The 26,402-nt window shown below is 57.0% G+C and carries 20 protein-coding genes; 11 read left to right on the plus strand and 9 right to left on the minus strand.

Going from position 1 to position 26,402, the window contains the following annotated elements; genetic code table 11:
* Nucleotides 1–146: 146 nt before the first annotated feature.
* Nucleotides 147–746: a hypothetical protein gene (locus ACYSMN_RS08960; RefSeq protein WP_488923523.1), complete on the minus strand. Its 600-nt coding sequence runs from the start codon at nt 744–746 to the stop codon at nt 147–149.
* Nucleotides 747–943: 197 nt separating this feature from the next.
* Between ACYSMN_RS08960 and ACYSMN_RS08965 the strand changes: the two genes are divergently transcribed.
* The 3 genes from ACYSMN_RS08965 (at nt 944) to ACYSMN_RS08975 (ending at nt 3,602) form a co-directional block, all read left to right on the plus strand.
* On the plus strand, nt 944–1,726 hold the full coding sequence (locus ACYSMN_RS08965; protein WP_488923524.1) for a class I SAM-dependent methyltransferase: 783 nt from the start codon (nt 944–946) through the stop codon (nt 1,724–1,726).
* A 229-nt stretch (nt 1,727–1,955) separates the two neighbouring features.
* The gene (locus ACYSMN_RS08970; RefSeq protein WP_488923525.1) at nt 1,956–3,194 is read left to right on the plus strand and encodes an S-adenosylmethionine:tRNA ribosyltransferase-isomerase; all 1,239 of its coding nucleotides are present in this window, start codon (nt 1,956–1,958) and stop codon (nt 3,192–3,194) included.
* Nucleotides 3,195–3,284: 90 nt separating this feature from the next.
* Nucleotides 3,285–3,602 (plus strand): hypothetical protein, encoded by a 318-nt coding sequence (locus tag ACYSMN_RS08975; RefSeq protein WP_488923526.1) that lies wholly within the window; start codon nt 3,285–3,287, stop codon nt 3,600–3,602.
* Nucleotides 3,603–3,788: 186 nt separating this feature from the next.
* On the opposite strand, the gene ACYSMN_RS08980 is transcribed toward ACYSMN_RS08975, so the two are convergent.
* Together ACYSMN_RS08980 and ACYSMN_RS08985 are read right to left on the minus strand one after the other, a co-directional pair.
* Nucleotides 3,789–6,380, minus strand: coding sequence for a M14 family metallopeptidase (locus ACYSMN_RS08980; protein WP_488923527.1), 2,592 nt, complete (start codon nt 6,378–6,380; stop codon nt 3,789–3,791).
* A 360-nt stretch (nt 6,381–6,740) separates the two neighbouring features.
* Nucleotides 6,741–7,007, minus strand: a complete 267-nt coding sequence (locus tag ACYSMN_RS08985) for a hypothetical protein (protein WP_488923528.1) — start codon at nt 7,005–7,007, stop codon at nt 6,741–6,743.
* Nucleotides 7,008–7,211: 204 nt separating this feature from the next.
* Between ACYSMN_RS08985 and ACYSMN_RS08990 the strand changes: the two genes are divergently transcribed.
* Entirely contained in the window at nt 7,212–7,682 is a 471-nt protein-coding gene (locus ACYSMN_RS08990; protein ID WP_488923529.1) for a hypothetical protein, read from the plus strand.
* Between the two features lie 61 nt (nt 7,683–7,743).
* Here the strand turns inward: ACYSMN_RS08990 and ACYSMN_RS08995 are convergent, their stop codons facing one another.
* A complete protein-coding gene (locus ACYSMN_RS08995; RefSeq protein ID WP_488923530.1) occupies nt 7,744–9,162 on the minus strand; it encodes a RagB/SusD family nutrient uptake outer membrane protein in 1,419 nt (472 codons plus the stop codon).
* Between the two features lie 19 nt (nt 9,163–9,181).
* A complete protein-coding gene (locus tag ACYSMN_RS09000; RefSeq protein ID WP_488923531.1) occupies nt 9,182–12,154 on the minus strand; it encodes a SusC/RagA family TonB-linked outer membrane protein in 2,973 nt (990 codons plus the stop codon).
* Between the two features lie 310 nt (nt 12,155–12,464).
* On the opposite strand from ACYSMN_RS09000, the gene ACYSMN_RS09005 reads away from it, so the two are divergent.
* Nucleotides 12,465–13,643, plus strand: a complete 1,179-nt coding sequence (locus tag ACYSMN_RS09005) for a ribonuclease D (RefSeq protein ID WP_488923532.1) — start codon at nt 12,465–12,467, stop codon at nt 13,641–13,643.
* Nucleotides 13,644–13,799: 156 nt separating this feature from the next.
* On the opposite strand, the gene aceA is transcribed toward ACYSMN_RS09005, so the two are convergent.
* Together aceA and aceB are read right to left on the minus strand one after the other, a co-directional pair.
* Nucleotides 13,800–15,080, minus strand: a complete 1,281-nt coding sequence (aceA, locus tag ACYSMN_RS09010) for an isocitrate lyase (RefSeq protein ID WP_488923533.1) — start codon at nt 15,078–15,080, stop codon at nt 13,800–13,802.
* Nucleotides 15,081–15,329: 249 nt separating this feature from the next.
* Nucleotides 15,330–16,961: a malate synthase A gene (gene aceB / locus ACYSMN_RS09015; protein WP_488923534.1), complete on the minus strand. Its 1,632-nt coding sequence runs from the start codon at nt 16,959–16,961 to the stop codon at nt 15,330–15,332.
* Nucleotides 16,962–17,266: 305 nt separating this feature from the next.
* Here aceB and ACYSMN_RS09020 point away from each other — a divergent pair, with 305 nt between their 5' ends.
* The 4 genes from ACYSMN_RS09020 (at nt 17,267) to ACYSMN_RS09035 (ending at nt 22,960) form a co-directional block, all read left to right on the plus strand.
* Entirely contained in the window at nt 17,267–18,724 is a 1,458-nt protein-coding gene (locus ACYSMN_RS09020; protein WP_488923535.1) for a helix-turn-helix domain-containing protein, read from the plus strand.
* 388 nt (nt 18,725–19,112) lie between these two features.
* Nucleotides 19,113–20,126, plus strand: coding sequence for an endolytic transglycosylase MltG (gene mltG / locus ACYSMN_RS09025; protein ID WP_488923536.1), 1,014 nt, complete (start codon nt 19,113–19,115; stop codon nt 20,124–20,126).
* A gap of 166 nt (nt 20,127–20,292) precedes the next feature.
* The gene (locus ACYSMN_RS09030) at nt 20,293–21,549 is read left to right on the plus strand and encodes an OmpP1/FadL family transporter (protein WP_488923537.1); all 1,257 of its coding nucleotides are present in this window, start codon (nt 20,293–20,295) and stop codon (nt 21,547–21,549) included.
* Between the two features lie 46 nt (nt 21,550–21,595).
* Nucleotides 21,596–22,960, plus strand: coding sequence for a hypothetical protein (locus ACYSMN_RS09035; RefSeq protein WP_488923538.1), 1,365 nt, complete (start codon nt 21,596–21,598; stop codon nt 22,958–22,960).
* Between the two features lie 67 nt (nt 22,961–23,027).
* Here ACYSMN_RS09035 and ACYSMN_RS09040 read toward each other — a convergent pair whose 3' ends face one another.
* On the minus strand, nt 23,028–24,518 hold the full coding sequence (locus tag ACYSMN_RS09040; RefSeq protein WP_488923539.1) for a hypothetical protein: 1,491 nt from the start codon (nt 24,516–24,518) through the stop codon (nt 23,028–23,030).
* Between the two features lie 118 nt (nt 24,519–24,636).
* On the opposite strand from ACYSMN_RS09040, the gene dtd reads away from it, so the two are divergent.
* Both dtd and ACYSMN_RS09050 read left to right on the plus strand, forming a co-directional pair.
* Entirely contained in the window at nt 24,637–25,089 is a 453-nt protein-coding gene (gene dtd, locus ACYSMN_RS09045) for a D-aminoacyl-tRNA deacylase (RefSeq protein ID WP_488923540.1), read from the plus strand.
* Nucleotides 25,090–25,163: 74 nt separating this feature from the next.
* Nucleotides 25,164–25,490: a nucleotide pyrophosphohydrolase gene (locus tag ACYSMN_RS09050; protein ID WP_488923541.1), complete on the plus strand. Its 327-nt coding sequence runs from the start codon at nt 25,164–25,166 to the stop codon at nt 25,488–25,490.
* A 131-nt stretch (nt 25,491–25,621) separates the two neighbouring features.
* Here ACYSMN_RS09050 and ACYSMN_RS09055 read toward each other — a convergent pair whose 3' ends face one another.
* The gene (locus tag ACYSMN_RS09055) at nt 25,622–26,332 is read right to left on the minus strand and encodes a 2-phosphosulfolactate phosphatase (RefSeq protein WP_488923542.1); all 711 of its coding nucleotides are present in this window, start codon (nt 26,330–26,332) and stop codon (nt 25,622–25,624) included.
* Nucleotides 26,333–26,402 lie beyond the last annotated feature (70 nt).

The raw sequence follows: 26,402 nt of genomic DNA on the forward strand, positions 1-26,402 counted from the left end.
ATCATTTTCAACAGAAAGAGCCTCCTGATACGTCAGGAGGCTCTTTCTGTTGAGATTTTATCGGGTAAGACGCCCAGGCTGTAAAGCTTTACTTACTAAAAGCTAGTCTAACTTCTCACCTCTCAGTTCTAAGATCTCACTACAGGCTAGATTTCGTCGAGCAGGTAGAGGATGATGAAGATGAGGCCGATGATAGCGATGATGCCCCCGATAACGCCGAAAATGCCACTGATACCGCTTAGCAGCGACACCAACAAACCAACCAGCAGCAGAATTACGCCAGTGCGTAAGTTACCTTCCAGCGCCTTGGTGCCTGCTGTTTCGCTGCGCTGTTTGAATTGAGCTTTGCTGGCGAGCTTGTCTATTTTCTTGGTCACTTTGTTGAGGGCCAGCTTCTGCACCGGATTGAGCTTGCGCGGTGTTGGAGCGGCGGCTACTGGCTTAGCAACAGTAGCCGGAGTGGCCGCCACGCTAGCGGCTGTGAGGGCTGCTTCTGGTGCTGAAGTCGCAGCAGTTTCAGAGGCCACATTTTTTTCTTCCGTTGGCGTGGCCGATGCCTCCGCTACTGCTACTTCCTCTTGTCCTGAAGCCGAAGCTGCGGCTGGCGTAGCAGTACCATGATAGGTGGCGTGATACGGCGTAGTCTTGGGCAGCATAGCATACTCGGCGCGGTTGCAGCTGCTGGCACTCAGGGCAATGGCAGCAATAGCAGCCAGCTTGGGCAGGTGGTTGAAAAGGTGCTTCATGAGAAGAAGAGGGTTGGTAAAAGGTTCTAGAACGGGGTTTGTACGGGGCAAATTAGAACTTGGTGGAAAAAGAACGCCGCCAAAATCATTTTTCGTACTACCACTCAACCGTCTGCCGTTTAGCAACCCAAGCGCTGGCCGAACGCTTCCGTAGAATAGGATGTTAAACGAAACACGGTTTATTTGCACCTGTGCGTATGACTTTTTATCCCTTGCTCCAGACGGTGGCGTTCCTAGCGGTACTCTTGCCCAGCGCCTGCACCCAAACGCCAATGGAAAGCTCGGCAGCCGTAGCAGTCGAGCAGCAACCAAACGGCCAACCAGCCACTAGCCCTGATACCAGTGGCTACCGCCTGGCCGCCCCGCAAGACCCAAACGGCATCGGCAAGTACTACCAGGGTCGCCAGATTGCCCACGTAATGGGCCACGAAGGAGCCGATTGGTTGGAGCGCAACGACCGGCAGGAAGAAGAGGGCACCGATATTCTGCTCCGCGAGCTGCAACTCAAACCCACCGACGTGGTAGCCGACATCGGTGCTGGAACGGGCTATTTCTCTTTCCGCATCAGCCCCATAGTGCCCAAAGGCAAGGTGCTGGCGGTTGATATTCAACCGGAAATGATTCAGTACCTGCGCGATAATAAAGCCCGCAACAAGGCCCCGAACGTGGAGCCAGTGCTAGGCACGGTTCAGAATCCTAACCTGCCAGCTTCGGCCGTTGATCTGGTGCTCATCGTGGATGCTTACCATGAGTTCGACCATCCGCGAGAGATGTTGCGCGCCATCAAAACCGCCCTCCGCCCCGGTGGCCGGTTGGCGCTGGTAGAATACCGCGCCGAAGACCCGAACGTCCCCATCAAGCGCATTCACAAAATGAGCGAGGCCCAAGCCCGCAAAGAGGTTCAGGCCGAAGGATTGGAATTTGTAGAAAACCGCCAGACCCTGCCGCAACAGCATCTGCTCATTTTCCGCAAGAAGTAAGCACCCAAGGCACTTATTGTCATTGCGAGCAGAGCGAAGCAATCCTTCCTCTACGTGCGGAGAACTTCACTTGCAAGATTAGCCTTTGGCGTTAGCATACGTCAAGAGCTTTTTGCGTCAATAGGCTTTGCGCTGTGAGAGGGAAGGATTGCCGCGGCTGCGCCTCGCAATGACAGTTGGGCCTTCTCGTCAGGATATATGGTTACATGGCGTGTTTTACCTTTGTGGCATGCCGATTTCCTTGCCTGACCCGCGCCAGCTTTCCATTCAAGACTATACTTACGAGCTTCCACCGGAGCGTATTGCTTCCGAACCCCTCCCCCAACGCGACCAATCACGCCTGCTCGTGAGCCGCGGCGGTAAACTGACGGACCATACGTTCCGAGAATTGCCTGCCCAATTACCCGTCGATGCTTTGTTAGTGTTCAATGACACGAAAGTCGTGCGGGCGCGGCTGTTTTGCCAGAAGCCCACGGGTGGCGTCGTTGAGCTGTTTTGCTTGGAACCCGTAGCCCCGCACCGGGCCATAGAGCCGGCCATGCAGCAAACCAGCGAGTGCGTATGGAAGTGCTTGGTGGGCAATGGCAAACGCTGGAAAAGCGGCCCCGTGACCCTGGAATTCGCAGCCCTGGGTGAATCCGCTACGCTCACGGCCGAGCGGCTGGAAGCCGCGGCGGAAGGCTACTCGCTAATTCGGTTCCGCTGGGAGCCTGCCGCTTTACCGTTTGCCGAGGTGCTACGCGGAGCGGGCCATTTGCCCCTGCCCCCCTACCTCAACCGCGAAGACACCGCCGTTGATGCCGTGCGCTACCAAACAGTATATGCTGCGCACGAAGGGGCCGTAGCCGCGCCCACCGCGGGCTTGCATTTCTCCGACGAAGTTCTAACTGATCTTACCCAACGAGGCATCCGTTCGGCGCGCGTGACGCTGCATGTGGGAGCGGGCACGTTTCAGCCCGTGAAAGCAGAACGGATGGAAGGCCACGCCATGCACGGCGAGCCAATCAGCGTTTCAGCAGCGGTGCTACGTCAATTGCTAGACCACGCGCCACAACCGATTATTGCGGTAGGCACTACCAGCCTGCGCACCCTCGAAAGCCTGTACTGGCTGGGCGTGCAGGCCGCCGAAGGAAACTTGCTTGCCGATGCGGTGCCGCACGTAGGCCAATGGCAGCCATATGGGCCCGGCTCCAGCTTATCTACCGCTGAGGCTTTTACAGCCCTACTCGACCATTTAGCCGCCCAGCAGCTGGATACCCTTCACGCGACTACGCAGCTGCTCATAGCGCCTGGCTACCGGTTTCGGGTGGCGCGAGGGCTGGTGACGAACTTTCATCAGCCGGAAAGCACGCTGCTGCTCTTGGTGGCGGCTTTAATTGGACCAGACTGGCGCCGAGTGTACGAGCACGCGCTGGCAAACGGTTATCGGTTCCTTAGTTACGGTGACAGTTCGTTGTTACTTCCGTAGCGCAGTGGTGGCCTATACCACAACAACCTATTTTTTCGGAGCCGTATAAGGGCGCAGGTTGCTTGTTGACCTCCCCTTATCTCTGAACTCATGAAAAAGATACTCATGCTGCTTGCAGCCACCGCTTTCTCCGCCACGGCCTTCGCTCAAGGCGATAAAGTGGTAGTGAAAGATGACGCCACCGGCGCCAAAACCGAAACCACGGTCCGCGACAATGGCACCGTGAAAACCGAAACCCGCACCGGCCGCACCGAGGCTGGCGAGAAAGCTTACAACACGAAAGAAGACGTGAAGGTAGCGGGCCAGAAAACCGGCAAAGTCGTGAAAAAAGGCGCTCAAAAGACCGGCAAAGCCGTGAAGAAGGGCGCCAAAGCCGTAAAGAACAAGGCAGAGGACGTAGTAGACTAAGCCGATAGTGCTTGGTTGCTGGTGCTTGGTGCTTGGTGCTTAGATAATGGAGTTTACCGCCTTTTAAACATCTTACACGCCACGCGCAGCCGGCAACTGAGCTGGATTATGAACTACTCTCCATCCAAAGAAAAAGGCCCCGTTGCTGTAGCAACGGGGCCTTTTTCTTTGGATGATATTATGTGTCTACTGGCTCACGAAAAACAGCGCATTGCTGAATAGCAGCTTGCCGCCTTGCCAGAAACCCCGGAACAGCGGATTGTCGGCGAGGTAAATGACTTGGCCACGGCCCATATCCTGGACGCCGAGCACGAAAGTATCCGTGAGCTTGCGCCGGGCCTGACTACCGGCGAAACCGGCCGCGTAGTTGTTGCGCTTGAGCACGCCCACGTTCCAGCCACCTTCGCCTAGAAAACGATAGTTAAGCGTATCGCGCAGCAGCGCGAAGTAGGTGTCGCCGTAGCCAAAAGCCAACGGGTGCGTGTTGTCGAGCTGTACGCGGTAGACACTGCCTTGCACGCGCTGGCCAATCTGTTCTCGCTCGGCGTTAGCGTAGGGCTTCAGCAGACGGTAAGGGTTGGGCTTTTTCGTGTTGGCGCTGTCGGCTGGTTTCGCGCGCAGCAGGAAGTCTTTTTTGCCCGCCAGAAACGCCGAGGCTCCTTCCAGCGCAATCAGCCGGCCGCCACCGCGCACCCAAGTTTTGAGAGCCTCTAGCTGCCGCTCATTGTACAAATCCGCGTAGTCGCCGTCAGGCAGAACAAGCACGTCGAACTTGGCCAGCGGTACCGTCCGCAGATAGTCGGTACCGAGCACCGTGACGGGGTAGCCGATCTGTTGCTCGAAGAAGTGCCACACCTCGCCAAAAGCCGTGGGCGAAATTCCTTCGCCCGCCACTACGGCCACATTAGGGCGGCCCACACTACGCACGTAGCCCGAACCCAAATCGGCGCCGGAGGTAGCAAAGCCTGACTTCACGGCCTGCACCCGCACCCCCGACGAGTCGGCTTGCGCCCGCACCAGGTGGTCGAGCTTGGCACCCAGACTTTCGTTGCCAGTGCGCGTGATGACGAGCGTGCCCGGCTGGTATTTTTGGCCTTCCGCTTCGAAAGCCCGGCCTGCCACGCGCACTTTCACTTTTTGCTGAAGCAACCGGCTCAGAAAGCGCACATCCTGCAAATTGTTCCAGCGCGCCACGTAGGCGTAGGGAGCAGATGGTTGTTGATTGGTGGTAGTTGGTTGCTGATTATTAGATGCTTTGCCGGCAGTTAGCTTATCTTTCAGCGCATAGGCTTTCAGGCCAAAAGAGTACGGCAGCGCCCAGGCGGTGATATCGTAGGTGAGCGAGTCTTCCAGGGTCGGGCGCGGCTCGAACAGCACTTTCACCAGCGTCGACTTGGGCTGATCCATGCTCACTACCACGTCTTGCGCTTCCACTTGCACACTTTCTTCTTTCCCTGAAAAGTAATTGAAGCCCCGAGTCCGCAATTGACGCGGCGCGTAGCCGTACTGTATCTGCTGCCGTTGCAGGTACTCAGTGAAAGCCCGTAGCTGACCAGGGTCACCGGAGCCTGCCACCACAAACGTCTTGTATAGCCCACGGGGTTTGGTGCGGGCATCATCGAAATACTTCTTGAACTCCTGAACCAACTCCGTCTGCCGCTCCGAAGCGGCCCGAATGGTAGCCAGGCTGGCCGCGTGGTGGTGGCTAATACGCTGCGTGAGCGTGAGCGTATCGCCATCAGACTTGGCGTAGCGCACCCCGGCCCGGCCGGAGCCACCCTGCTCGTAAGTCATGCCAATAGCGCCGTTGAACGATGGATACGTGTCGCCGTAGCTGGGATAGAACAGGTCATAGGTTTCGCGGGTGAAGTAAAGCCAGTTATTTTGGTCGAACACGGCCCGGTTGTAGTCGCCGATGATGCCTTGGAACTTGCGCTGGAAATCGGTGATGTCCTCGTGATAAGGTTTGGCGGCCGGGGAAAAGTAGTACGGATCATCGGGGCCCATTTCGTGGAAATCGGCGTGTACCTGCGGCAGCCACTGGTTGTAGAGCGTAAGGCGCTGGCGGCTCTCCTGCTGCGTTTGCCAGGCCCAGTCGCGGTTCAGGTCGAAATAATAGTGGTTGAAACGGCCACCAGGCCAGGGCTCGTGGTGCTCCCAGGCGTAGGGCGAGGCATTAGGTACGTTGGCCCGCGCCCGGTTGTACCACTGCGCGTACCGTTCCCGCCCGTCGGGATTCACGCAGGGGTCCACGAGCAGCACCGTATGCTCCAAATACTGCCGGGTTTGCTCGTTCTGGGGGTTGGCCAAGTCATATAGCACTTGCATCACCGCCTCCGACGACACGGCTTCATTACCGTGAATATTGTAGCTCAGCCACACCACGGCCGGGGCATTGGTGAGCGCCGAACCCGTTTCCAGGCCCGCGAGGCGCAGGTTGTTTTTGCGGATTTCCTCTAGCCGCGCCAGGTTTTCGGGCGTCCCGACCTGTACCACTTCCAGTGGACGGTTTTCGTAGGTGCTGCCATATGGCTGCACCCGCATCCGCCCGACCGAGTGCGTAGCCACGTGCTCTACGTAGCGCAGTAGCGTGGCGTGCGGCGTGAAACGGGCCCCTAGTTCATACCCCAAAAATTGCGTAGGCGTAAGCAGCGGGCCATTTTCGGTGGCTCCCACCGATGGTTGAGCCACAACAGGTTGGGTGAGGCCAGCCAGCAGCCACAGCCACGCCAAGATTCCAACATACGCCTTACGGGGCGTGGAGTACCGATTTCTCATCAAGGAAGGAATGAAATTCAAAGCAAAAGGTAAGACGATGCCAGCCACTCACGCCATTCACGATCAGTAAAGCGGCGTTTGGCTGGTATGATATAAGTGCAACGTGCTTACGGCAAGTAGCTTCTCTCGCTTTGTTCGCTTAGTTCTTGTATTGACACCCACAGCGGTTCTCACTAGGAAGTATAACTGTTGTTCCAAGCGGAGGAAGGAATGTGGGCGTTCTGAAGGGAGTATCTCAGATTTCTCCCTGCGGTCGGAATGACACTTGTACACTAACCTAAGAACCGCCTGAGCGCCATTTTCCGCTCACAAAAAGGCCCATTGACGTTAGCCAATGGGCCTTTTTGATTATTCACGGGCCTAAAAGCGGGCTACGTTGCTATAATCGAAGTCTTTCTCTTGCTCTTTTTCTCGCACCTGATACAGCACGCTCTCAGCCACGCCGCGCCCAAAAAGACTCAGACCCGCATTGAACACGCTCAGCGCCACCGTGCCCGCTACAACCCACTCGCCCGTGGGAGCGCCGCGCTCCTTTTTGCTGGCTGCCCACTGCACCAAGCAGGAGCCGAAGCCAATAACAACCAGCCCGGCCGGGGCAAACAACAACCACTTTTTCTTGTGCGTCATAGCGGGGAAAAGCTTAATCAAGGAGAGGGAAATATGAAGCGCGGAAGGTAAGCAGGAAACGGCAGGAAAACCGCACTAGCATCCGCTATTTCCAATCGTACCTTTGCTACTCAAGGTTGCGGAAGACTGCGCCTTGCCCCAAATTTTCATTTACGCCGAGCCCGCCGCTTTCCGAAAACTGCTGGTATCCGCCATGTTGTTGCTATGTCCGCCTACGAAGACCTACTGCGCGAAGCTTTCCGCCGCGTACCCGAACCCGCCCGCTTCCTGAGTCCGCCCACGCTAGCGGCCTACACCGATTTGCAGCGGGCTCCCGCCGCTGAGCTATCCTTTCGCTTCGAGCGGGTCCGGCTGGCCGTAGCCATGAGCATCTTGCAACTACTCGCCGACCTCGGCGACCACGACGACAGCCGCCGCGTGGTAGACGTGCTGCACCGCGCCCTACGTGCTCGCTCCGTCGCCGAAATCGACACCACGATGCACAAAGAGGCCAAAGCTTTCGAGCGGCTCTACACCAACCTCTACGTAAACGAAGAAGGAGAACAGCTGCTCAACCTTTTCGAGCGCACTCTAGACGCCGACTCCAAACCACTACTGGATGGGGTGATTATTGAAGCCACTGAGTTAACCCACGAGCTAGACTTTACTCGTGAAGACGAGGATGAAGAAGATTAGTAGCTGTTTATCAAACAAAAAGGCCGTCCCGAGTGTCGGGACGGCCTTTTTGTTTTCTAGGTTAATAGCCTTCGTTTTGGACTAAAGCTCCACTGCTGACATTGATTTCTCGCTGAGGAATCGGGAATAGTAATCTGGGGTCGGTAATGGGCAGATTACTTGCGGGAGTAGTAGATGTGGCCGGGATGAACAAGGGCGTATTCGTACGCTTTAGGTCATGAATCCGAAATCCTTCGAAGGCCAGTTCCAACTGACGCTCTTGCAAAATAGCTCCTAGTGTGAGAGTAGCTGCCGTAAGCGGGGTAGCGTTGGACCGAGTCCGGATGCGGTTGATGTCATTTAGGGCGCCGCCTGGGTTGCCAGCACGGAAGTCAGCTTCAGCCCGAATGAGATACATCTCAGCTAACCGAATAATTGGAATATTTTGACCGAATGAGCTCCATTTTCCGGTTCGCAAACCCGTACGCGCGCCCACTCCGTCATAAATTAACTGCGTTCTACGTACATCCGTTGTACCATACTGATTGCGAAAAGCACTGAGTACCTGCACGTCGGCACGGCCTATACCATCAAGGCTGGCATAAAACGTAGCTAAACCATCATTAGCAGTACCCGCGTTGTTTTGGTCGTTCTGCTCTATTTCAAACAGCGACTCAGAAGAATAGTCGTTAGTGAAAACTGATTGCGGCGAAGCGGTCAACGCCTTGCCACTATTAGTAATCACGTCATTGGCCAACCTGCGTGCCTCCGCGAAGTTGCTTTGTTGCAAATACACCCGCGCTAGTAAGGCTTCGGCACTATACTTCGAAGCTCTAAATGCATTGGTTTGCGTGCTATACCCATTCGGCAGCTTTGCAATAGCAGCTTGCAAATCTTGAATTACCTGGGCATACACTTCTGCCACAGTGGCGCGGGGGACTTTTTGCGAAGCCTGTTCAGGTGTTTTTACGGCCAGCAAGTTGATGGGCACGCCTAGTTGATTATTTGCTTGACCCGGCTCCCATTGCTTGGCATACAAACGTACCAGCTCGAAGTACATAGCAGCCCGAATAAAGCGTAGCTCACCTTCGTACTGGTCACGCAACGCGGTAGTAGAAGTTACTACGGGCAGTGCTTCTAACACCAGATTAGCTTGATTGATCGTCTCGTAGGCCCGGCGCCATGTGCGCTCCGCTTCGGTATTAATAGAAGTCATCGTTCTGTTAGCTACCTCACGGTAGCCACGGAACGTTCCTTGCCAGCGAATGTAGTTGTCGGCGGCTAGCAAGTCTGGCAATAGCAGCAGGTTGGTACCGTACAGCGCTGCATTATCCAGCTTAGCGTATGTGCCTATTACCCCGCTACCTACTTTTTGTTCGGTGTTCAGTGCTGTATCAGCCTCTACCGATTGCAGAGGTTTCAATTCCAGCTTTTTTTCGCAGGCAGCCAAGCTCAGAGCAAAGACTACGGCGGTTAGAGGACGCAGAAATATCGTTTTCATGAGAAGTCTTTTCAACAGATTAAAAACCCAGATTCACACCCACCGTGTATGTCTTAGCCAGCGGAGGCGTGTAAAAGTCATGCCCCAGCAAATAGCTTGGCAAGCCAAAAGCGGTGGTGTTGACTTCAGGGTCGTAGCCGTCGTAATTGGTGATGGTGAATAGATTCTGACCTGTCACGTATACACGCGCTGATTGCAGAAAGCCCTTTTTCACTAGTTCCGTTGGCAGAGTATAGCCAAGGGTGACGGTTTTAAAGCGGAAGAACGAACCACCCGTTACCCACCGAGACGAAGGATCTACCCCGTTGCCTTCGTAGAGACGCGCTTGTGGCACATCAGTAACGTCACCGGGTTGACGCCACCGACGCAATTGATCTACTGTTTGATTATCGAAATAGTCGCCGTTCACTGCTTGGAACACACCACTGATATTGTAGATGTCGTTGCCGTACACAAACTGATTGAGAATGCTCAACTCCAGGCCTTTCCAGGAAAACGTGTTTGTAATGCCGCCCGTGAATTTAGGATTGGGATCGCCTAGTTTCTGGTCAGTGGCGAGTCGATACACGCTTGTGGTTGTTACTTCTCCCGTCACGGCATCTTTTATCTCGTACAGCGCGTCTCCGGTTTCACGGTCTACACCCGCGTACCTTTTGCCCCAGAACACGCCAATAGATTCTCCTTCACGCACTCGGCCAAGATTACGGCCACCAGCAATCAACTCATCCGACAGTTTGGTGATTTTGTTGCGGTTGATAGAGATGTTGAAGTTAGTGGACCACTTAAATTTTCCATCCACGTTGCGCGTGTTAAGCGACACTTCCAGCCCGCGGTTGCGCAAATCGCCAATATTTTCGGTTACAACACTGTAGCCGTTAGAGCGCGGCAGTTGCCGGTCTAGTAGAAGGTCCCGCGTTTTCTTCTCGTAAACGTCTACTTCCCCGGAGATACGGTTATTCAAAAAGCCAAATTCCAGTCCTATATCAGCTTGCGTGGTGTTTTCCCAGGTGAGCCGACGGTTGCCCGTGTTGCTATTGAACTGAATACCAGCTAAAGAACCATATGGCAAGCTAGAGGCAGTGTAGAGGTAATCGAAGTTGCCAATCTCAGCATTGCCTGTCAGGCCGTAGCTGGCGCGCAGCTTTAAGTAGTTCAGTACATTGTTGTCCTTCAGAAAATCTTCTTCTGAAATCAACCAACCGAGTGAGCCCGAACCAAAGTTGCCATTCTTACGGTCTTGTCCGAAGCGCGATGATCCATCGCGCCGTATGCTAGCCGAAGCCAAGTACTTGCTCCGAAACGCATAGTTAATGCGCCCGAAGTAGGACAGGAAGGTGTAGAAAGTCTGTGAGGAGGCTGTACCGCCCGTTTTAATGGCGGCACTAGCAATTTTGGTGAAGTCGTTGGTAGGAAACCCGCGCCCTTCCGATGTAGTAGTTTTAGTATCGGAGCGCTGAAACGAGAAGCCTAACAGCCCTTCGATGTTATGATCTGCGCCTAAGTTACGATTGTAGGTGGCCGTGTTGTTGCTAGTATAATTTATGGTTTGCGCCTGATTGTTGTAGCCGTATCCAATAGCTCCGCCGTCGAGCGTGCCTTGGCCTCGAAAAATTTCTTCATTCAAATCCAAAAAGTCAGCTCCATTTTCCGTGCGTAGCGTTAGGCCAGCTACAGGCTGAAAAGTCAAGAAAGCCGAACTAAAGGAACGGTACGTGCCCGCCCGATTAAATCCGTTTTCCAGGTCAATCAAGTTATTATAGTACAGGGTGTTGGCATTAAGCTTGCCCGCAGCCGGATCAAATTTCGGCTGCATGGGCGGCAGTGCATTCAACTGGATGGGGTTCGAAAACGAATTATCGTCGGGAGTTCGATCATTCACGGAGCGCGACAAAGAGAGATTAAGCCCCACTTTCAGCTTATCGCTGATGGAGTGGTCGAGGTTAATACGAGCGCTGCCCCGCCGGTAGCGGTTGCCAATGATGATACCCGTTTGATCGTTGTAGGTGGTGCTGAGGAAGAACCGAGTTTTAGCATCTCCTCCGCTCACGTTCGCGTCGTATTGGGCCACCTTGCCGCGCTGGAAAGCTGCATCCACCCAGTCCACATCGTAAGGAGCGTTAAAGTCGCTTTTAGCTTCCGCTAGAAATTCTTCCGCTGCATCCAGACCTACGTTATCAGCTGCTTCCGTAAATAGTTCTCGGTATTGCGCGGCATTCAGGAATTTGCGCCTTTTCGTAGTCGTGCTCGTGCCCACGTAGTACCCTACATTTACACGGGTCTGGCCTTGGCGGCCTTTTTTGGTGGTAACAAGTATAACCCCGTTGGACGCGCGCGATCCATAGATGGCCGACGCGGAAGCATCCTTCAAAATTGAAATGGACTCGATATCGTTGGGGTTCAGATCGGCCAATGGGTTTACTGGCTCATCATTGGCAGCTCCCACATCCTGCGACGTAACCGGAATTCCATCAATTACATACAATGGCTGGTTAGACGCGGTAATAGACGAGGAGCCGCGTACTCGTATCTGTACGCCTGCTCCGAGCTTGCCCGACGATTGATTGATCTGCACTCCTGGGGTGCGTCCTTGAATGGCCTGCTCAAAGCTTACAGTTGGGACATTTTGGACATCCTTGCTGCTAAGCTGCGTAACTGATCCTGTTAAATCTTGCTTAGCCTGTGTCCCGTAGCCAATTACTACTGCTTCTTGCAACGCTACAGCGTCCTCTTTCAATGCTACCGCTATAGTTGCGCGGTCACCAACAACGATGTTCTGCGTTTGGTAGCCAATGGAGCTTATAACGAGTGTAGCTCCTGGTTGCACGTTCAGCGTGAAACTGCCTTGTGTGTTAGTGCTAGCACCATTGCTGGTACCGCGTTCCAAGACCGTTACGCCTGGCAAGCCGGCGCCATCGGGTCCTGTTACTTGCCCACTTACGGCGCGCGTTTGCGCCAAAGCAGGTATTGATGTGGCCGCTGCAACGGTACACATCAACGGGAGAAGTAAGCTTTTTTTCATGTCTACTTGACCCCTGTTAAGGGCCGATTAGAGTGAAGAATACCGGCACTATATGCCGGGAAAAGTGGTGTTGCTCTCTTCAAAAAGCGACTACCTAGTCTGATGCTAAAGAATGTACATCTGCACGCAAAATCACCATATATTTTTAATAAAGCTTCTGCGCAAACTATTATCAACCTTATAACTCATTGGGTTTGCCCGGTTCACCTGCCTACCTTTACTTAAATTGGCTTAGCCAGTATTCGGCAGCTTGCAGTAGCTGCCGCCTCTTTTTTGTTTGCGAATGTCTGCCATTCAATACCTTACTACGGCTGCCGAAGTGCAGCAAGCAGCCCAAAGTCTCGTGGCGGCTCCCCGCATTGCCATTGACTTGGAATTTGACGACATGCGCCACCGATACGGCCGCAACCTCGCCCTAATCCAGGTTTTTGACGGCAAAACTACGTTTCTCATCGACCCATTGCCGCTCACTAATCCAGCCCAGGAGCTAGAGCCGCTCTGGGCTATTCTGCGAGATCCAGCCATCGAAAAGGTATTTCACAGCTGTAAGTCCGACATCTTGTTACTCGACGAGTTATATGGCGTGCATGTGCGTCACATCACCGATACCAGCGTACAGTACACGCTGCTCGGGGAATCGGACAATAACATTTCACTGGGCCGGCTCATCCAGGCCGAATTAGGCATTGAAGTAGACAAAGGCGAGCAGAAGTCGAACTGGTTGAAGCGCCCGCTTACGGAGGCTCAGATGCTGTATGCCGCCAACGACGTGCTGTATTTGTTTGAGCTGACGGACCGGCTGCGCGACAAACTGGTGGCATTGGGCCGTCAGCACTGGGCCGATGAAGAAAATGCGGCCTTGGAAGAAGTGCGCTACACCCGCGATGAGCGGCCATACCTGCGCATCGCGGGCAAGTACCGCATTCTACCCCAGGAACTTCCGCTGTTCCGTGACTTATACTTGCTGCGCGACCAAGTGGCGCGCCAGCTCGACCGGCCGCCCTACATGGTGTTTGCCAACGACCGGCTCTCGGAGCTGGTGCGCGATACGCCCCGCAACCTCAACGACTGGAAAGCCGCCCGCGGCTTACACCCCGAATTGAAACGTACGCCTTATTTGGAGCAGCTCACCGCGCTTTCCCCCGACAACTTCGTGTCCGTGCCGGAGCCGGCCAGCACGGAGCAGCGCCGCTTCCCATTCAGACGGCGCTTAAATGGCGAAAAAGCCGCCCGCGCCGACGCCCGTGAACAGTTGCTCACGCAACTCAAAACTCACATCACAACCGACATCAACGGCTACGTAGCCAACCTCGTGCTTTCCAACCGCCTCATCGCCGACATTATCGAGTTTGGCGCCGAGCAAGTATTACGCCCCTGGCAAAAGACCATCCTCAAGGAAACCACCCAGCGCCACAATCTCAATTACGAACAAATCTCCCAGCCCTTCCAGATCACGGATTAGCACGGATTTTAGCGGATTTCACGGATTTTGTAGCTGGCGCGAATGCCGCCTAACGTAATCCGCCAAAAGCAAGAGAGCTTGCCACACGGCAAGCTCTTCCGTTTTTAATCGTCCACAAAATCCGTGAAATCCGCTAAAATCCGTGCTAATCCGTGATCAGAATTGCGCTTGCTCGGTGCTGCCTATGAGGGCGGCTGTGCTGGTTTGGCCGGCAGAAACCACGTTTTGCACGGCGTCGAAGTAACCAGTCCCGACAAAGCCTTGGTGCTTCACGGCTTTGAAACCGTGCTGTTGTAGGGCAAACTCCCGTTCCTGGAGCTCGGAGTAGCCAGCCATGCCCCGGTCGCGATAGGCTAGGGCCAGTTCGAACATGCTGGTGTTGAGGGCGTGGAAGCCAGCTAGCGTGATAAACTGAAACTTGTAGCCTAGCGCGGCTAGCTCTTCCCGGAACGTTTCCATTTCGCGCTTGCTGAGCTTGCTGGCCCAGTTGAAGGAAGGCGAACAGTTATAGGCCAGCAGTTTGCCGGGGTATTGGGCGTGAATTGCTTTTGCAAACTGCCGGGCCTGCTCTAAGTCGGGGTGGGAAGTTTCCATCCAAATCAGGTCGGCGTAGGGGGCGTAGGCCAGGCCGCGGGCAATGCAGGCTTCCACACCGCAACGCACCCGGTAGAATCCTTCGGAGGTGCGCTCGGCTTCCTGGAGCACGAAGGGCTGGTCCCGCGGGTCTACGTCGGCGGTGAGTAGGTCGGCCGCATCGGCGTCGGTGCGGGCCACTATGAGCGTGGGCACGCCAAGCACGTCGGTGGCCAGGCGGGCAGCTACCAGCTTCTGGATGGCTTCCTGCGTCGGCACCAGCACTTTGCCACCCAAGTGCCCGCATTTCTTCGCCGACGATAATTGGTCCTCGAAATGCACCCCAGCGGCCCCGGCTTCAATCATCATCTTCATCAGCTCGAAGGCATTGAGGTTGCCGCCGAAACCAGCTTCCGCGTCGGCCACGATGGGAGCCATCCAGTGCACGTTGCCTTCGCCCGACAGGTGCTGAACTTGGTCGGCGCGGAGCAGGGCGTTGTTGATGCGCTTCACCACGCTGGGCACGCTGTCGGCGGGGTAGAGGCTTTGGTCGGGGTACATTTGTCCGGCTCCGTTGGCATCGGCGGCCACTTGCCAGCCGGAGAGGTAAATGGCGTTGAGGCCAGCTTGCACTTCCTGCACGGCTTGGTTGCCAGTGAGAGCGCCTAGCCCAGCCACGTATTCTTCGGAATGCAACAGCTGCCACAACCGCTGAGCGCCTTGGCGGGCTAGGGAGTACTCAATCGTCACGGAGCCTTGCAGCTTCACAACGTCTTCGGCGGAATAGGGCCGCTCGATGCCCTGCCAGCGGGGATTCGAGGCCCAGTCTTGTTTGATAGCGGCAATACGTTCCTGCTTGTTCATGAGAAATGGTAGTTGCGCGGACCAAAGGCCGCTGGTGAAAGAAAGGTTCTAGGACGACGCAGAAGGCAAGGCGCTGCCCGCCAGGCCCGCAGGTCGGTTTTTGAGGTTCACAGAAAAGGAAAGGCAGCTGACTGTCTGGTGAAGTGATGCCCTTGCCCGCCGCTCAGTAGCAGACCTTCAGGCGGGCTCCACGGTGCGGTTCCGGATGCCGCCACGCAGAACTCAGAGCACCACTTCCAGACCAAAAAATTACGGCAGCTGCTCGTAAGCGGGCACCGTCAGGAATTCAACGAATTTTTCGCTCATCACGAGTTGGTCGAAGAGGCGGGCGGCTTCGAGGTAGCGGCCGGCAGCGTAACGCTCCTCGCCTACCAGGGCTTTGATTTTTTCCAGCTGGCCGGGCACCAGGCTACGGTACAGCTCCACCGTTACGGGGCGGCCGTCATGGAGCGTGGTGCCAGGCGTGTGGAGCCACTGCCACACCTGCGCCCGGCTAATTTCGGCGGTGGCGGCGTCTTCCATGAGGTTGTAAATCGGTACGCAGCCATTGCCCGACAGCCACGATTCCAGGTACTGCACGGCCACGTCGATGTTCAGCTTCAGGCCTTCTTCCGTAATGTTGCCGGCTGGGGCTCGCACCAAATCTTCGGCCGTCACGGTTAGGTCTTCGCGCTTATTATCGATTTGGTTGGGCTGCGGCATCAACTCATTGAATACGTCCAGCGCCACCGGCACCAGGCCAGGATGAGCCACCCAGGTGCCGTCGTGGCCGTTTTTGGCTTCGCGCACTTTGTCGAGGCGCACTTTCTCCAGAGCGGCTTCGTTGGCTTCGAGGTTGTTCTTGATGGGAATTTGAGCGGCCATACCGCCGATGGCGTGCACGCCCCGGCGGTGGCAGGTTTGCACCACCAGTTGCGAATAAGCAGCCATAAACGGCACGGCCATGGTTACTTCGGCGCGGTTAGGCAGGCGGAACTCCGGTTTCAGGCCCAGGCGCTTGATGTAGCTGAAAATATAGTCCCAACGGCCGCAGTTGAGGCCGGCGCTATGCTCGCGCAGCTCATACAGGATTTCATTCAGCTCGAAAGCGGCCGGCAGCGTCTCAATAAGTACGGTGGCCTTGATGGTGCACTTGGCCATTTTCAGCGACCATTGCGCGAAGCCGAATACGTCGTTCCAGAGCCGCGCCTCCAGGTGGCTTTCGATTTTGGGCAGGTAGAAATACGGGCCGGTTCCACGAGCGCACAACTCGTGGGCATTATGGAAAAAGTAGAGGCCGAAGTCGAACAGCGCGGCGCTTACTGGCTCACCATCTACGAGCATGTGCTTTTCCAGCAGATGCCAGCCGCGGGGGCGCACCATGAGCACGGCGGTCTGCTCGTTGAGCTTGTATTCTTTGGTGGGCGTGCTCAGCGAAATGGTGCGGCGCACGGCATCACGCAGGTTGCGCTGGCCCTCTACAACGTTGGCCCAGGTGGGCGAGTTGGAATCCTCCAGGTCGGCCATGAACACCTTGGCGCCGGAATTCAGGGCGTTGATAATCATCTTCCGCTCCACTGGCCCCGTGATTTCCACGCGGCGGTCCAGTAGGTCGTCGGGCAGGGGCGCTACGGTCCAAGGCTTTTCGCGGATGAGGCGCGTCTCGGGCAGGAAGTTGGGCAGAATGCCAGCTTCGAACTCTTGCTGCCGCTCTTCGCGGCGCTTGAGCAACGCCTGCCGGGTGTGGTCGAAGCGGCGGTGTAGCTCGGCTACAAAAGCCAGGGCCGATGGCGTGAGGATTTCTGCGAATTCGGGCGAGTACGCTCCCGTGATTTTCACGCGCTCCGGCGTCAAAAACTGCGGAGCGACAACCGCCGGTTGAGTTTCAGTAAAGGGTAGCATAGGAGAGGAAAGGAAGTGACCGAGTAGGAAAGTCGTCCGGTGAGAACTGAACAAACATACGTGAGCGAATTTTTTAATTCAAGCGAATTTTCGCTAATTTTTCTTAACCGTCTCTTTTGCGTTGATTTGCGGGGTTTTAGACTTGCTTATTTGGGTTAAGTCGCCCAAATTTTGTTCTTGCCTGGCAGCCGAGCCACCGTATTAGGTAGCACGCTCCCAACGCAACCAACCTCTGTCCTTCTCACGCGCGCGGCCTACTGCGCGTCCTATTGCCTACTATGTTAAGCCACGGTCAAGTTGTCCGGTTGATTTTTGGACTGAAGCTGCGCGAGTTGCGCCAGGAGAAAGGCTTCACCCCCGCCGAGCTGGCGCGCGCCTGCGACGTCTCGGTTTCCTACCTCAACGAGATAGAAAAAGGGAAAAAGTACCCCAAAGCCGATAAGATTTTCAGCCTGAGTAAAGCCCTGGGCGTGACCTACGACCAGCTGACCTCGCTCACGCTGAGCCGCCGCCTGGAGCCTATTTCGGACCTGTTGCAGTCGGACTTGCTAAAGGAGTTTCCCTTGGAGATGTTCGGGCTGGACCCGCTACGCATCGTGGAGCTTATTGCCGACGCGCCGGCCAAGATGAATGCCTTCATCAGCACCATCTTTGAAATAGCCCGCAACTACGAAATGCGGCAGGAAAGCTTCTTTCTGGCCTCCTTGCGCTCTTATCAGGAGATGCACGACAACTACTTCGAGGAGCTGGAGCAGGATGTACGCACGTTTTGCGGCGAAGAGAACGTAAACGCCAAAGCGCCCTTCGACACCACGCAGCTAGAGCGGGTGCTGGTAGAAAAGTACGGCTACAAGCTCGACCGGAAAAAGCTGGCCGAGCACGCCTCTTTGGGCCGGCTGCGGTCCGTGTTTCAGCCCAAAACGCGGTGCTTGCTGTTGCGGCCGGGTTTAAGCAAGGCGCAGGAGGCTTTCGTGCTAGGCCGCGAGGTGGCGTTTAATTACCTGGGGCTGAAAGAGCGGCCCTACGTGAATGCAACTTTCCCAGTGCACTCCTTCGACGAGGTGCTTAACAACTTCAAAGCTTCCTACTTCGCCGGGGCGCTGCTGATGGAGGAGGAAAGCCTGGTGCGCGACTTGCAGGAATTTTTCGGGCAAAAAACCTGGCAGCCCGCCCGGCTCCAGGCCATGCTGACCAAGTATGATGTGTCGCCGGAGATGTTTATGCAGCGCATCACCAACCTGCTGCCGCGCTATTTCGGGATTCAGAGTCTGTTTTTCCTGCGTTTCGACCAAGCTGAAGCGCAGACGCCCTTCTCGCTGAGTAAGGAGCTGCACCTCTCACGCCTGCACAATCCGCACGGCAACGAACTGCACGAGCACTACTGCCGCCGCTGGATAGCTATCTGGCTGATCCAGGAAGCCCGGCAGCGGGCTTTGATCGAGACGCCGGCCTTCATGATGGGCGCTCAACGCTCGCACTACCCCAACGAAGACGAATACCTCTGCCTCTCGCTGGCCCGTGCGGGTGCTCCCAACGAGCCCGCCGTAAGCGTAACTGTAGGGCTGCTTTGCGACGACAATCTGCGCCAGAAAGTGCAGTTCCTCGACGACCCGGCCATCATTCAGAAGCGGGTAAATGAAACCTGCGAGCGGTGTTCCATCCTCGACTGCGAAGTGCGGGCGGCGGCACCCGTGGAAATTGCGCGCCGCCAGCGTCAGCGCGAAGCCGCCGAAGCTATTGCGGCGCTAGTGAACGGCGAGTAGCTCGGTGCTGGCCACGGTCTGGGTGGCGCCGCCACCGACCGTAGGCTGGCAAACAGCCCCGATCTCCGACCGGAGGACGCGCCGCGGCCAGGCAGAACCGCGCCGCGGGGGGTACAATGGTTCTACTCTTCGGATGGAAAGCTTGCAGCCGATGTCTGGCTCCATTTCTTTACCGCACGTTGTGCCAGTCTGAAGACTGGCTTTGGCTCGGAGGCGGGCAGTCCCGCTTGGCTGCGCCACGCTTAAGACTGCCGCCAGGGTGCCACTTAAGACGGCCGCCAGGGTGCGGGCCGGCGCTGACGTGGGCGTTACCTTTGGGGCTCTGTTATCTTGTTTTCGCTTGACTGGTTCTGCTCGTTCTCTTACTCGCCGTGGCTTTCTGCGGGGAATGTTGTTGCTGCTTCTACTTGGTGGCGCGCTGGGTTTTTATGGTGCGTGGCGGATTTTGTGGCAGCCGAATGTTACGCCTTCGCCTTACGGGGCGGCCTATTTGCACATCCGTACGGGTACGGGCTTTGACGCGGTACGCGATTCGCTGCGGCGTTATGAGCTGTTGCGCGACTTGCGCACGTTTGAGTGGCTGGCCGAGCAACGTGGGTACACCCAGCGCGTACGGCCGGGCCGCTACCGCCTCGACCCAGAATTTGGCAATGCGGCACTGCTGGACCAGCTCATGCGCGGCCAGCAAGACACTGTGGCATTCGTCCTCGACGCTTTCAAGTACAAGCCGCAACTCGCCCGCCAGATTAGCCGCCAGCTGGAGGCCGACTCGGTGGAGCTGCGCCGGCTCTTGCAGAACAACTGGTTTTTGCAGCGCCGCTATCAACTCGACACCACGACCATTCTGACGTTGTTTCTGCCGGGTCCGTACCGCTGCTTCTGGAACACGTCGGCGCGGCAGTTTCTGGATTCGGCGGCGGCCACGCACCGCCGCTTTTGGAACGAGCAGCGGCGGCGGCGGGCCGATTCGCTGGGCCTCTCGCCTACGCAGGTGCACGTGCTGGCCAGCATTGTGCAGCGCGAAACAGCCAAGAAGGAAGACAAGCCCATTATTGCCGGGGTATACTTAAACCGGCTGCGGCGCGGCATGCGCCTGCAAGCCGACCCGACGCTGCTCTGGGCCATCGGCAACTTCGGGGTGAAGCGCGTGCTCAACAAAGACAAGCTCGTGGACTCGCCCTATAACACGTACAAGCACAAAGGCCTGCCGCCAGGACCTATCACCTCCGCCAACCGCCAGAGCCTCGACGCGGTGCTCAAGCCTGCCGCGCACCGCTACCTTTTCTTCTGCGCCCGGCCCGATTTGAGCGGCTTCTCCGACTTCGCGGAAACGTACGCTGATCATAAAAAGAACGCCCGCAACTACCAGCACACCCTCGATAGCCTGGGAGTGAAGCGCTGATTGCGAGCGTGTAGAGAGGCGGCACTGAGTGTCTGGCCGCAGGGCAGCGCGCGCGGCATAGCTGCGCGTACCGGCGAGCTATAGCTGAACTTAATTCCCTACTCACTCAATCACTTAATGCCCGCATTACGCTACATTTGTGGCTATTGTCCGAAAACCCGTTTGCATGGCGCACCGCTACTTTTTCTTTGGTTTATTGTTTCTTTCGGTTTCCGCTTCGGCGGGCGGCTACCAGTCGGGGCCGCAGAGCGCGCGCCTGCTTGGGCTAGGCGGTGCCAGCACCGCTTACACCCGCGATATTGCGGTGATGTACTACAATCCGGGGGCGTTGGGCCACCTCGATTCGTTGGTGCGCGTGAGTGCTGGTGGCATGGGCACGGCCCGGCTCTCGTCGTTTCTAGGCACCGATTCGCGGCAGCTGACGCGCCAAAAGCTGGAGCCGCAACCGAGCGGCTACTTCTACGCCGCCGCGCCGGTGGGTAAGGGTGTGAGCGTGGGCATCAGCGTCAATCAGCCTTTTGGCTACAACACAAGCTGGCCCCTGGAATGGGAAGGCCGAAGTGTGGTGCAGGAAGCTAGCTTCAACACGGTGTATGTGCAACCTACCGTAGCGTATAAATTCAGCCAAAACTTCAGCTTCGGCGCCGGCTTCATCTACGCTCACGGCAATATGCGTCAGCAACGCGCACTCGACCAGTACGACGACCGTACGGCGCAAGCCTTATTCGAGGGTGACGGCAGCGGCTACGGCGCCAACTTCGGTATTTATGGCCGCAGTGCCGACAATCTGGCGTTTGGCATCAGCTTCCGCACGCCCGTGACGCTAAAAGTGCGCAATGGCGAAGCTACCTACACCGGCATACCCGAGCGCGATGCTGCGCTCTACCCATCTTCCGCCGGCTTTCGCACCAATCTGGAGTTGCCTTCTAGTCTGGCAGTGGGCCTGGCCGACCGGGTGAGCAAGAACCTACTCGTAACGTTCGACTTCAACTTGACCAGTTGGAGCCGCTACGACTCGCTCAACTTCGAGTTGGACAACGCCTCGCGCGTGACGGCCGGTCGGGGCTACGAGGACGCCATGACGTTTCGGGTGGGCGCCGAATACCAAGCAACCCCCAATCTGACATTGCGGGCCGGAGTGAGCTACGATGAAACACCCGTGCGTGACGAATTTATCTCCGCCGACCTGCCCGATGCCAGCCTGCTGGGTGGCTCAGTAGGATTGAGCCTCGCCATCAAGCCGAATTTGGTACTCGACCTAGGCTACAGCTACGCGCAGGGCGGCGAACGGCGGGCTATTGTCAATTCGACCCGGTACATGGTTAGCAGTATCGATGGCACGTACCGCACGGCGATGCAAACGGCGGCGGTGGGGCTTTCCTACTCGTTCGGCGGCCGCGGCGCGGCCCGGGCCACAAACTAGACGCCCAGGCCTTCTCCTTCTTTTTTATTCTAACGCCTGACAAACAGTGCGCATTTTTTTCTCCTTCTCCCTTCGCACGGCTGGTTGTACCCTTGCGGCAGCGTTGCTGAGTGTAGCAGGCTGCTCGCCCGACCAAACGGAGCCAACTCCTAATAGCGGTAGCCTCGACCTGACCCGCTACCTCGCCGTGGGCGACTCCTACACGGCCGGATACGCCGACGGGGGCCTCACGCGCCAGAGCCAGACGTATTCTTTCGCCAACTTACTGGCCCAGCAGTTTGCTTTGGCTAGCCCTGGCCTGGAATTTTCACAACCCCTGCTGGATGAAGGCGCAGGTACGGGTTATCAAACGTTGGTGAGCCTCGAAGAAAGCGGCCTGCCACGCACTCGCCGTTTGAAACCTGCTGCTACGCTGGGTCGCTTCATCAACACTGCTGGTTGCAACGGGCCCGATACGGTGTATCAGTTTCCGCGGGCCTCGGTAACTGTGCCGCAGAATCTCGGTGTACCCGGCTTGCGCCTAACTCAGATAAACACTCCTGGTATCGGCAACGCTACCAATCTGAACCGGCCAGGTTTCTTCAGCTCCTACTTTGAGCGGCTGCTACCGGCCAACGACAGCCGCTCCTACTTGCAAGTGGTGACGGCAGCCAGCGCCAACGCGTCGTTTTTCACGTATTTCGCGGGGCTCGATGACGTGCTGCCTTATTTAGTGAGCGGCGGTAGCTGCGGCCCCCTACCCTCGACGAGCACGCTTACGCAAAACTCCCGGCTGCTGCTAACTCAGCTCACGGCTAACGGCCGGCCGGGCATCGTTGCGCTGCCGCCCGATTTGTTGGCGCTGCCGCTGCTGACCCTCAATAATGGTCTGAACCTGCAAACGCGTCTGCGCGAGAGCACCTCACGGCCGACCTACACGATTTACGTTCGGGCTTTCAACGGCGCCGTGCAACCGGCGTCGAACCGCGACTATATTTTGCCGTCGGGCCAGCGCCGTATTGGGCGGCTGGAGTCGGCAACGGGAGCCGCGCAAACCGTGCCTTACGGCGACGAGCAGAACCCCGTAAGTGGCAGCGACGTGCTCGACTACATAGAGTTTGGGCGCGTGAACCAGGTTATGAGTGACTTTCGTACTTCTTTAAGAGACCTGAATACCAGCACGTTCAAACTTCCCCTGCTTGATACCAGCGACGCGCTATTTCAGCAAGTGGCAGGCAACATCAATGTAAACGGCGTGGTGTATACGCCCGAGCTAGTACGCGGCAATTTCTACTCGGTCGATCTGTTTTCGCTTACGCCTCGCGGCAATGGGTTGCTGGCCAACGCCTTCTTGCGCAAAATCAACGAGAGCTACGGCACTGTTATTCCACTGCTGAACGTAAACCAGCTCCCCACGCAAACCAATCCGTAAGTATCGGCGGGACATTGGAACAGGAAAAGCAGCTCTCTCGGGCTGCTTTTTTATTTTACTGAAGCTTTCAGCGTAGCCGATACAGTCGTAACTGCACAGAATCGAGGCGGGCGGTACGCTGCCGGGCCAGGGTTTCTTCGTAGCCTAGCCCCGTGTACTCGGAATGCTCCAGAAACAGCAGCGGCGACGTGAGCAGCGGCTCCGACCAGGCTGCCAACGGACGCTGCCGGCGCAACGAGTCGAAGGACGTAGCTCCGACCACGCGCCATGCCGCATCAAGCAGTACGTACTGCATGCCTCGGCGGCGCCACTCCGGCAGTTGGCGCTCATCGGAAACGACGGCCAGCGTATCGGAATCGGTAAGGAAGGGACGCAGGCCTAGACTTAGTGTGCTTGCCACCCGCACAGAACCTGCCTGCTGCTGATGCAGCCACGCCGCTACTTGTTTGTAGTGGGTAGGCGCATAAGCGTAAATTTCGCGCTGTATTCGGTACAAATTGAACGTTACGGCCAGTAGCACTAATGCCGGCAACAGCCACCGCCCAGCCCATGTCGGCCGGTTCTGCAACAATTGGCGCAGCAGCAGAAACGTGAGCACGTAGAACAGCGGATACGCCAGTAACAGCCCCCGCGGCGCCTTCAGGAGCAGCGACATGCCCGCTAAAAAACACCCGGCCCACACAGCTAGGTAGACGGGCAACACCAGCTCTGGCAGGCGCAGTTCGCGCCTGAGATGCCGCGCTGCCAGCGCCAGCCCGGCCGCTAGCCCCGGCAGAAGCAGCGGCGACTCAAATCCCCACAGGAAACGCAGATAGTACAGTCCATCGAAGCGCAGATTGCCGACACGGCCGGCGGCATTACTAGCTCCCGGAAACAGGATGTTGTAGTACACTCCCAGCCAGCGATACCAGGGCACTCCATCGGCTGCCCCCAACAACCCTAACACAACATAGGGTGTCGCTAGTAGCAGGATTACCCGGCTTAGGTTGCGCCACTGCCATAGCAAACGGCCACCATAAAGCAGTTCCAGGACCAGCAGAATAGGCAGCGTAAGTACGAATTTGTAGTTGACGCTCAGCCCTACCGCCAGCCAAACCGTGGTTTGCAGTAGTGCCGCCGGGCTAGGCTGCTGCAACCGGTGATAGTGCGCCCGTAGCAGGCCCACGAACAGCACCAGACTCCAGGAACCCGACGTGAAGTCGCGGCCGGAGAAGGTGAGAAACACGGAAGTGCCCGTGAAAACCAGCAGCAGCGCAGTTTCCACCGGAGCCAAGCGCATTTCTTGGGCCACGAACCACACCAACCAGGCCAATGCCGCCACGGCGGCTAGCGCATTTAGGTGCTGGAATACGCGGTAGTGGGGTGTAAGCCAAACCACAGGCGCATAGAGGAGCGAGAAACCGGGGCTACCGTGATGAAATAAGTTGCGTAAGTCGCCATGCGCTACTTCGCGCACTATCTGCCAATTCCGCACCGAGTCGTAGTCGGGCAGGGCTACATCGGCCAAACCGTGCAGGCGTACGGCTGCCACGGCTAGCACCGCCAGGAGCAGAAACAAGACAGCAGAGACGGAGAAAGTCGGGCGCAAACCTGATACACGTGAGAGAAGCTGCAAGATGCTAGTTTTGCCCGTACGCTGCCTCAGAACAGCTTCTCCTGCTTCATTATTCCACTCTATGCGCACTGTCATTCAGCGTGTCCGGCACGCCAGCGTCACCGTTGAGGGGCGGATTACGGGCCAGATTGGGCCGGGCTTGCTGGTTTTGGCGGGCTTCTCCCCCACCGATACCCCCGCCTCGCTCGATTGGATGGCCCGCAAACTGACGCAGCTGCGCATTTTCTCCGATGCAGAAGGCAAGATGAATCGCTCGGTGCAAGATGTGGGCGGCCAAGTATTGGTGGTGAGTCAGTTCACGCTGCTGGCCGATGCTCGCAAAGGCAACCGGCCTAGCTACGCCGCTGCGGCCCCGCCGCCAGTAGCCATACCGCTCTACGAGCAATTCGTGCGGCAACTAGAGCAACTGCTGGGCCAGCCCGTTCCCACCGGCGAGTTCGGCGCCGACATGCAAGTGGAACTCCTCAACGATGGCCCCGTTACCATCGTGCTCGACTCCAATTTCAATGAGTGAATGTCGTGTAACGGCTTCCTGAAGTCATCCACCCATTCACTCCTTCACTCATTTCACCATTCACTCATTCCAAAATGACTATCGAAGAAGCCCAGCAAACCGTCGACCAGTGGATTCAGACAACCGGCGTGCGGTATTTCAATGAGCTGACCAACATGGTCATGCTCACGGAAGAAGTGGGCGAAGTGGCTCGCATCATTGCCCGTCAGTATGGTGAGCAGTCTTTCAAGGAATCGGACAAAGACAAGGTGCTAGCCGATGAGCTGGCCGATGTGCTATTCGTGGTAATCTGCCTGGCCAATCAAACCGGCGTCAACCTCACCGAAGCCCTGCAACGCAACCTCGACAAGAAAACCCGCCGCGACGCCGACCGGCACCGCAACAACGAGAAGCTCCGGTAGCCTCCCACTGTAGCGCGGCAATCTGTTCCGCGCACGAGCCGCAGGCGAGTTCCGACGCGGTGGCGCAAGTGGCGCAGTACTGGATACTCGCTTTGCTCGTGCACGGAACGGATTGCCGCGCTACGAGCAGTTTATAGCGAGATTCTGCCATTCTGGAACAGCGGCACAATGTCGTACACGTCGGGCTGCACGCAGAACTCCATGTCCTTATGAGCTTCTAGGCTGTTGAGGCGGCGTACGTGCGCCGATTTGAGTAGGTAAGCGGCCACGTCGGGTTCGGCGGCTTGCCACAGGTCGAGGGCAGCTAGCGTGGCGTCGGAACTGCTGGTGTCGAAGTAGTTGGCGAGGCGGGCGGCCAGGGCGCCCCCGTAGAGCGTGTCTTCGAGGCAAAACTTGCCTTTCCAGCCGGCACATACCACTACCACATCTTTCTCTTGCTGCCGCAGAAACTCGGCCACGGCCGCCAGATTCAGGAACGCGCCCACCACTACCGCATCGGCAGCTTGCGACAGGTGCAAGGCGCGGGTGCCGTTGGTGGTGGTAATGGCTACGGCCCGGCCGCGCACCGCTACCACGCCATCGAGATAGCCGAAGGGCGAATTGCCTAAGTCAACTCCTTCTGCTTGCCGGCCGTCACGCTCGGCGGCGGTAAGGTAGCCTTGGGCTGCCAAGGCACGGCACTCGTCCAGCTCACTCACGGGCACCAGATGCGTCACGCCCTGCGCCAAAGCCGTTACAATCGACGACGTAGCGCGCAATACATCCACCACCACGGCCACGCGGCCTTTCAAGTTATAGAGCGGCAGCAGCTCCGGCGAGAAGCAAATATCAAGTGTTTTCATGGGGTGTAAAGGCGCGTTGTACGCGCCTATATTGTTGCTTATTACAAGCAAAAGGCGCGAAAACCGCGCC

The organism is Hymenobacter sp. M1-2 (genome assembly GCF_057808495.1).

Excerpts from the sequence above, each read along its gene's own strand:
- ACYSMN_RS08960 (WP_488923523.1), bottom strand. The coding sequence starts at position 746 with ATGAAGCACCTTTTCAACCACCTGCCCAAGCTGGCTGCTATTGCTGCC.
- ACYSMN_RS08965 (WP_488923524.1), top strand. The coding sequence starts at position 944 with ATGACTTTTTATCCCTTGCTCCAGACGGTGGCGTTCCTAGCGGTACTC.
- ACYSMN_RS08970 (WP_488923525.1), top strand. The coding sequence starts at position 1,956 with ATGCCGATTTCCTTGCCTGACCCGCGCCAGCTTTCCATTCAAGACTAT.
- ACYSMN_RS08975 (WP_488923526.1), top strand. The coding sequence starts at position 3,285 with ATGAAAAAGATACTCATGCTGCTTGCAGCCACCGCTTTCTCCGCCACG.
- ACYSMN_RS08980 (WP_488923527.1), bottom strand. The coding sequence starts at position 6,380 with ATGAGAAATCGGTACTCCACGCCCCGTAAGGCGTATGTTGGAATCTTG.
- ACYSMN_RS08985 (WP_488923528.1), bottom strand. The coding sequence starts at position 7,007 with ATGACGCACAAGAAAAAGTGGTTGTTGTTTGCCCCGGCCGGGCTGGTT.
- ACYSMN_RS08990 (WP_488923529.1), top strand. The coding sequence starts at position 7,212 with ATGTCCGCCTACGAAGACCTACTGCGCGAAGCTTTCCGCCGCGTACCC.
- ACYSMN_RS08995 (WP_488923530.1), bottom strand. The coding sequence starts at position 9,162 with ATGAAAACGATATTTCTGCGTCCTCTAACCGCCGTAGTCTTTGCTCTG.
- ACYSMN_RS09000 (WP_488923531.1), bottom strand. The coding sequence starts at position 12,154 with ATGTGTACCGTTGCAGCGGCCACATCAATACCTGCTTTGGCGCAAACG.
- ACYSMN_RS09005 (WP_488923532.1), top strand. The coding sequence starts at position 12,465 with ATGTCTGCCATTCAATACCTTACTACGGCTGCCGAAGTGCAGCAAGCA.
- aceA (WP_488923533.1), bottom strand. The coding sequence starts at position 15,080 with ATGAACAAGCAGGAACGTATTGCCGCTATCAAACAAGACTGGGCCTCG.
- aceB (WP_488923534.1), bottom strand. The coding sequence starts at position 16,961 with ATGCTACCCTTTACTGAAACTCAACCGGCGGTTGTCGCTCCGCAGTTT.
- mltG (WP_488923536.1), top strand. The coding sequence starts at position 19,113 with ATGTTGTTGCTGCTTCTACTTGGTGGCGCGCTGGGTTTTTATGGTGCG.
- ACYSMN_RS09030 (WP_488923537.1), top strand. The coding sequence starts at position 20,293 with ATGGCGCACCGCTACTTTTTCTTTGGTTTATTGTTTCTTTCGGTTTCC.
- dtd (WP_488923540.1), top strand. The coding sequence starts at position 24,637 with ATGCGCACTGTCATTCAGCGTGTCCGGCACGCCAGCGTCACCGTTGAG.
- ACYSMN_RS09050 (WP_488923541.1), top strand. The coding sequence starts at position 25,164 with ATGACTATCGAAGAAGCCCAGCAAACCGTCGACCAGTGGATTCAGACA.
- ACYSMN_RS09055 (WP_488923542.1), bottom strand. The coding sequence starts at position 26,332 with ATGAAAACACTTGATATTTGCTTCTCGCCGGAGCTGCTGCCGCTCTAT.